This is a genomic window from Halococcus sp. IIIV-5B, from assembly GCF_003602035.1.
GTDB lineage: Archaea > Halobacteriota > Halobacteria > Halobacteriales > Halococcaceae > Halococcus > Halococcus salsus.
In genome coordinates, this window is record NZ_QZWE01000059.1 from 1 (window position 1) to 5,401 (window position 5,401).

Genomic DNA, 5,401 nt, shown 5'->3' on the forward strand with positions numbered 1-5,401 from the left:
CGCGCGAACGGGGGAAGTGTGGGGGAGGGGTGGAACCGGTCGACGCGCCCGTTCGGGACGAGGCCCGGACGGTACTTAATTCCGCGTCAGACACCCGCATGACAAATCGGCGGGGGTGGCGTTCACCGTGACGGCGGCGGGTCAGCCCTCGTACTCGTCGAGCTGCGTTCGTGAGGTCTGGCCGGTGAGCTCGTCGAAGTCGATGCCGTCGGAGAGGGCGGTCTCCTTCTTGACGCGGTAGTTGCCGCCGTCGGTGACGTAGCAGTCGCCGGGGTGGAAGAAGTACCAGTCCTCGCGGTCGAAGCGCACCCCTATCCGGGGTTTCGCGCCGAAGCTCCGCGCGAAGAAGACGAGCGCCTCCACCTCCTCGCCCGTGAGGTAGATCGGGTTTCCCGAGGAGGATTTCGCCTCGATGGCGTAGAACGTGTCGCCGTTGCCCGCGAGCACGTCGGGGAGTTCGCGCTCGGTGGCGCTGCCGCTCGCGGGCGCGCGCATCACCGCGAAACCCGCCCCGTCGAGCCGGTTGACGAGTTCGCGTTCGACCCGGTCGCCCTTCGCGTGCGACATCGTTACCGAGGCCCCGGTGGGTCGATGTGGGCTGCGTGCGCGGCGCTCCGCGAGCGTGATCGGTCCGTGGACGGAGCGCGTCGTGAGTGTGTGGATGCCATCAGTAGGTGTCGATGTCGAGACCTTCGATCCGGTCGAAGTGCTCGACGTTTCGCGTCAGTACCGGTTCGTCGTGGACCAACGCCGTGGCTCCGATCATCACGTCGCTGGTTTCGATCCGCTCACCACCGGAGAGGAGTGCGGCGCTGAGTTCGCCCGCCCGCATCGCTACGCTCCTGTCGAACGGGAGTTCGTGGATCCCATCGAGAAGTTCGCCGACCCGCGTTCGTTCGCTCTCGGTCGCGTCCGCGAGGTGGACCCCCTCCCAGAGCTCCATCACGGAGACCGACGAGACCTTGCCGGTTCCGGTGGCGTCGATCGCCTCGATGTACTCGGTTGCGGTCGGGTTCTCGCGTACGTCCCCGCGAAGAACGTCGACCAGGAACGTGGTGTCGAGTATCATTCGGACGACGAGTGCTCCGCCGTCCGCTCGTCGAGCGCGTCGGCGACCGCCCGAACGCGAGCGCGGCGGTCGTCGGTGCGTTCGGCTCGCCGCTCCGCGATGGTGGTGTCGAGTTCGTCGGCGGTCCCCTCGTCGAGAACGCCGACGTACTCCGCGAGGTGGATGCCCGGCGTCAGCCGACGAACCGCGTCGCTGAAGCTCTCACCCTCGCGTTTGGCCGCTTCGAGCCGTTCGTAGGCGTCGTCGGCGAGCGAGATGGTCTTCGTCCCCATATGTCTGTGTACGTACGTACACGAACTAAACGATGACGCCGGAGTTCCTTCGGCGTGGCTCACGTCCCGTGGTCCCAGCTCCCCATGTACTCGGTCTGGGTGTCAGTGAGTTCGTCGAGCGCGATCCCCTCGGCGTCGAGTTTGATCTCGGCGACCTCGCGATCCAGCTCGTCGGGCACGTCGTGGACCCCGGGTTCGTAGCTCGATTCGGTGAGTTCGCGAACCGAGACGGCCTGCACGCCGAAGGACTGGTCCATCACCTCGACCGGGTGGCCGAGCGCCACCGGCGCGGCGAGGTTTACTAACCGGCCCTCCGCGAGCACGTTGAGCCGTCTCCCATCACCGAGCGCGTACTCCCGAACGCCGGGCCGGACTTCACGGTCGTCCGTGGCGAGGTCCGAGAGCGCGTCGAGGTCGATCTCGATGTCGAAGTGGCCCGCGTTGGCGAGCAGTACCCCATCCTTCATCGACTCGAAGTGGTCGCGGGTGATCACGTCACGGTTCCCGGTAGTCGTAATGAAAACGTCGCCGACGGCGGCGGCCTCGTCCATCGAGAGGACGTCGTAGCCCTCCATGTGGGCTTCGAGCGCGCGACGTGGGTCGACCTCCGTGACGACGACCTTCGCGTTCTGGCCGGCGGCCTTCTTCGCCACGCCGCGGCCGCAGAAGCCGTAGCCCGCGACGACCACCGTTTTCCCCGCCCACGAGAGGTTGGTGGTCATCGCGATGGCGGCGAGCGAGGACTCACCGGTCCCGTGAACGTTGTCGAAGAGGTGTTTCATCGGGGTGTCGTTCACCGCGAACACCGGGTAATCGAGCGCGCCGTCGTCGTCCATCGCGCGGAGGCGGTGGACGCCGGTCGTCGTCTCCTCACAGCCGCCCAAAATCGAGTCGATGAGGTCGGGGTGATCCTCGTGGATCGCGGCGACCATGTCCATGCCGTCGTCGACGGTGATAGTCGGTTCGTGGTCGATGACGGCCTCGATGGCGGCGTAGTACTCGTCGTCGTCGACGCCGCGCTCGGCGTAGGAGGTGATGGAATCGTTGGCGTCGAGCGCCGCGCTGACGTCGTCGTGGGTCGAGAGCGGGTTACACCCGGTGATGGCGATCTCCGCCCCGCCCGCCGCGAGGGTCTCGGTGAGGACAGCCGTGGTGGCCTCGACGTGCATCGCCATCCCGAGGCGTTCGCCCGCGAGGGGTTGCTCGGCCTCGAACTCCTCGCGGAGCGCGTCGAGGATCGGCATGTGTTCGCGGGCCCAGTCGATCTTCTGCCGGCCCGACTCCTGGCTCGCCGCCGGGTCGTCGAGGCGGTCGGTGATCGGAGATGCGGTCATGCTCGTATCGAGAGCCAGCGGGCTCAAAACCCTACCGAAGCCCGGTGCGCCGACCCCCGAGAACTCGCCCCGAAGGTACCGAACGCGCTCACCGCCGCAACAATGGTGGAGTTTATATGTCCCCGAACCGCTTCCGAACGCTAACGACGAGATGACGTCGAAATCCATCCTCGCGGTCGTGATCGCCGTGGCCGTTCTGTTGTCGGGTTGTGCCGGACTCGCCGGGCTCGGTGGGGAAGAGACCGCCGCACCCACGTCGACGCCGATCGAAGGCACGGCGGCTGGTGGGGCCCCGACGGGAGGCGACAACGCGACCGAGACGACCGTCGAGACCACGACGGCGGCCACGACGACCGTGGCGGCCACTCCGACGACTCGCGCCGCGACGTCGACGGCGACCGGAACCACGACATCGACTGTGACGCCGACAGCGACAACGACGCCGACGCCGACCAGCACCGCGACTGCGACATCGACCGCCACGAGCACCGCGACACCGACCCCAACGTCGACGGCGACCGACGCGCCGACCTCGACGGGTACCGAATCCGGGTCGGTCGTGGAGCGGCCCGAGGGACTGGACGACTCCCAGCGATATCTGATCGTGCGGGCGGTCGGGAGCCGCGAATCCTACTACCGGATCTACGTCCCCGGAAGCATCGAACTCGGGCCCGAGGCTGACCGCGAGGGTGCCGACCACCCGGACCGGACGATCTCCCAGACCGAGACGTACATTCAGGGCTACGTCGGTGACGGCGGCGTCGACAGCTACGTCACGAGCGTCTCGCCGGGCGTGATGGTCAACGACGGCAACGCGACGCTGGCGGTCTACGAGGACGGCGAACGGACCGACACGTTAGAACCCGGCGACGGACTGAGGGGTGACACGATCGCGCCGACGACACTCCCGCCGCCCAACGACTCCGAGAACGTCGTCCGGGTCGAGGCCGTCGGGAGCGGTGAGTCCACGTACATGCTGTCGGCGACCGAGGAACTCACGCTCGGCAACGAGGCCGACGTTCCCGCCGAGGCCGACCGCCCGGACGGCCGTTCCATCGCCGATAGCAACGGTGTCAACGGCTTCGTCGGTGACGGTGGCGTCGACAGCTACCGGACGACGGGCGAGGTCGATTATCTCAGCAACGACGGCAACGCGACGCTTCGGGTCTCCGTCAACGGCGAGCCCTGGAACACGGTCGAACCGGGCGAGTCGGTCGGCGACCGCTGAGCGTCGAGCGACGATTCGGGATCGAACCGCGGCACGCGGGGCCGGTAGACCTTTACCCGGACGGCGACTCGAACGTGACACTCACCCGATGAACGCAGATAGCCGCCCCGAAACCTCCTCCTCCGAACCGACTCCGACCCGCCGCCGCCTGCTCGGGACCGTCGCAGCCGGCACGCTCGCCGGGGTGACCGGTGGTCTCGGCGGGGTCGGCACGGGTCGTGCGACGCGCGCTCGACAGCAGGAGGCGGTGGTGCCGGGCGGTCCGTCGGTCGGGCTCGAAACCGTCACCGACGAGTTCGAGGAGCCGATCGACTTCGCCGCGCCGACGGGCGACGACCGGTGGTTCGTGCTCGAACGCGCGGGCCAGGTCTACGTGGTCGACGACGACGGCAGGCGGGACGAGCCGTTCATCGACATCGCCGACCGGATGACCCCCGTCGAGGGCGAACAGGGTGCGCTGGGGCTCGCCTTCCACCCCGAGTTCGCGGACAACGGCCGGTTCTACCTCCGCTACAGCGAACCCCCGACCGAGGAGACGCCCGACCCCTACTCGCACAACGCGGTGCTCTCCGAGTTCACGACGACCGACGACGGGTCGAGCGGCGACCCCGACTCCGAACGCCAGCTCATCTCCGAGCCCGAACCCCAGAGCAACCACAACGGCGGTGCGGTAGCGTTCGGTCCGGACGGCTACCTCTACGCCTCGCTCGGCGACGGCGGCAAGGGCGGCGACACCGGCACCGGCCACGCCGAGGACTGGTACGACGCGAACGAGGGCGGCAACGGGCAGGACGTCACCGAGAACCTCCTCGGGAGCATCCTCCGGATCGACGTCGACGGTGAATCGGACGGCAAACCCTACGGCATCCCCGAGGACAACCCGCTCGTTGGACAGGAAGGTCTCGACGAGCACTTCGCCTGGGGCTTTCGCAACCCCTGGCGGATGGGCTTCTCGAACGGCGATCTCTACGTCGCCGACGTCGGCCAGTCGGAGTACGAGGAGGTCGACATCGTCGAGAACGGCGGGAACTACGGCTGGAACGTCAGGGAGGGCACCCACTGTTACGGCACGAGCGACGACAACTGCCCGAGTTCGACCCCGGACTCGGTCCGGGGCGGCGAACCGCTCATCGACCCCGTCATCGAGTACCCGCACGTCAGGGACGGCCAGCCGATCGGGGTCTCGGTCATCGGCGGCTACGTCTACGACGGGTCGGTCGACGCGCTCGCCGGTCAGTACGTCTTCGGCGACTACCTCTTCGGCGGCTCCGACGCCGGCGCGCTGTTCGCCGCCACGCCGAGCGAGGGCGACGACCTCTGGTCGTTCACGAAGCTCGACGTCGCCACGACCGACGACGGCGAACTGAACGGCGCGCTCATCGCGATCGGTCGGGACAACGACGACGAGCTCTACGCCCTCACCCGGGGCGACGACGGCGGCGGCGTCCACCGACTCGTCCCCGCCTCGGAGGCGAGCGGCGGGTCCGCGAACCAGACG

General features: G+C 68.2%; 6 protein-coding genes. 2 read left to right on the plus strand and 4 right to left on the minus strand.

What is annotated here, in order from left to right; genetic code table 11:
- Positions 1-141: 141 nt before the first annotated feature.
- The 4 genes from hjc to D3261_RS19240 all read right to left on the minus strand — a co-directional run bounded on the left by hjc (position 142) and on the right by D3261_RS19240 (position 2,675).
- Positions 142-567 (minus strand): Holliday junction resolvase Hjc, encoded by a 426-nt coding sequence (hjc, locus tag D3261_RS19225; protein WP_120075191.1) that lies wholly within the window; start codon positions 565-567, stop codon positions 142-144.
- Between the two features lie 100 nt (positions 568-667).
- Positions 668-1,069, minus strand: a complete 402-nt coding sequence (locus D3261_RS19230) for a PIN domain-containing protein (RefSeq protein ID WP_120075193.1) — start codon at positions 1,067-1,069, stop codon at positions 668-670.
- Positions 1,066-1,341 (minus strand): antitoxin VapB family protein, encoded by a 276-nt coding sequence (locus D3261_RS19235; RefSeq protein ID WP_120075194.1) that lies wholly within the window; start codon positions 1,339-1,341, stop codon positions 1,066-1,068. Before D3261_RS19235 ends, D3261_RS19230 begins: the two co-directional genes overlap by 4 nt.
- Positions 1,342-1,400: 59 nt before the next feature.
- Positions 1,401-2,675 (minus strand): adenosylhomocysteinase, encoded by a 1,275-nt coding sequence (locus tag D3261_RS19240; RefSeq protein ID WP_120075196.1) that lies wholly within the window; start codon positions 2,673-2,675, stop codon positions 1,401-1,403.
- 151 nt (positions 2,676-2,826) lie between these two features.
- Between D3261_RS19240 and D3261_RS19245 the strand changes: the two genes are divergently transcribed.
- Together D3261_RS19245 and D3261_RS19250 are read left to right on the plus strand one after the other, a co-directional pair.
- Positions 2,827-3,903 (plus strand): hypothetical protein, encoded by a 1,077-nt coding sequence (locus D3261_RS19245; RefSeq protein WP_120075198.1) that lies wholly within the window; start codon positions 2,827-2,829, stop codon positions 3,901-3,903.
- An 88-nt stretch (positions 3,904-3,991) separates the two neighbouring features.
- The coding region (locus D3261_RS19250) for a sorbosone dehydrogenase family protein (RefSeq protein WP_120075200.1) at positions 3,992-5,401 on the plus strand (1,410 nt) is incomplete at its 3' end.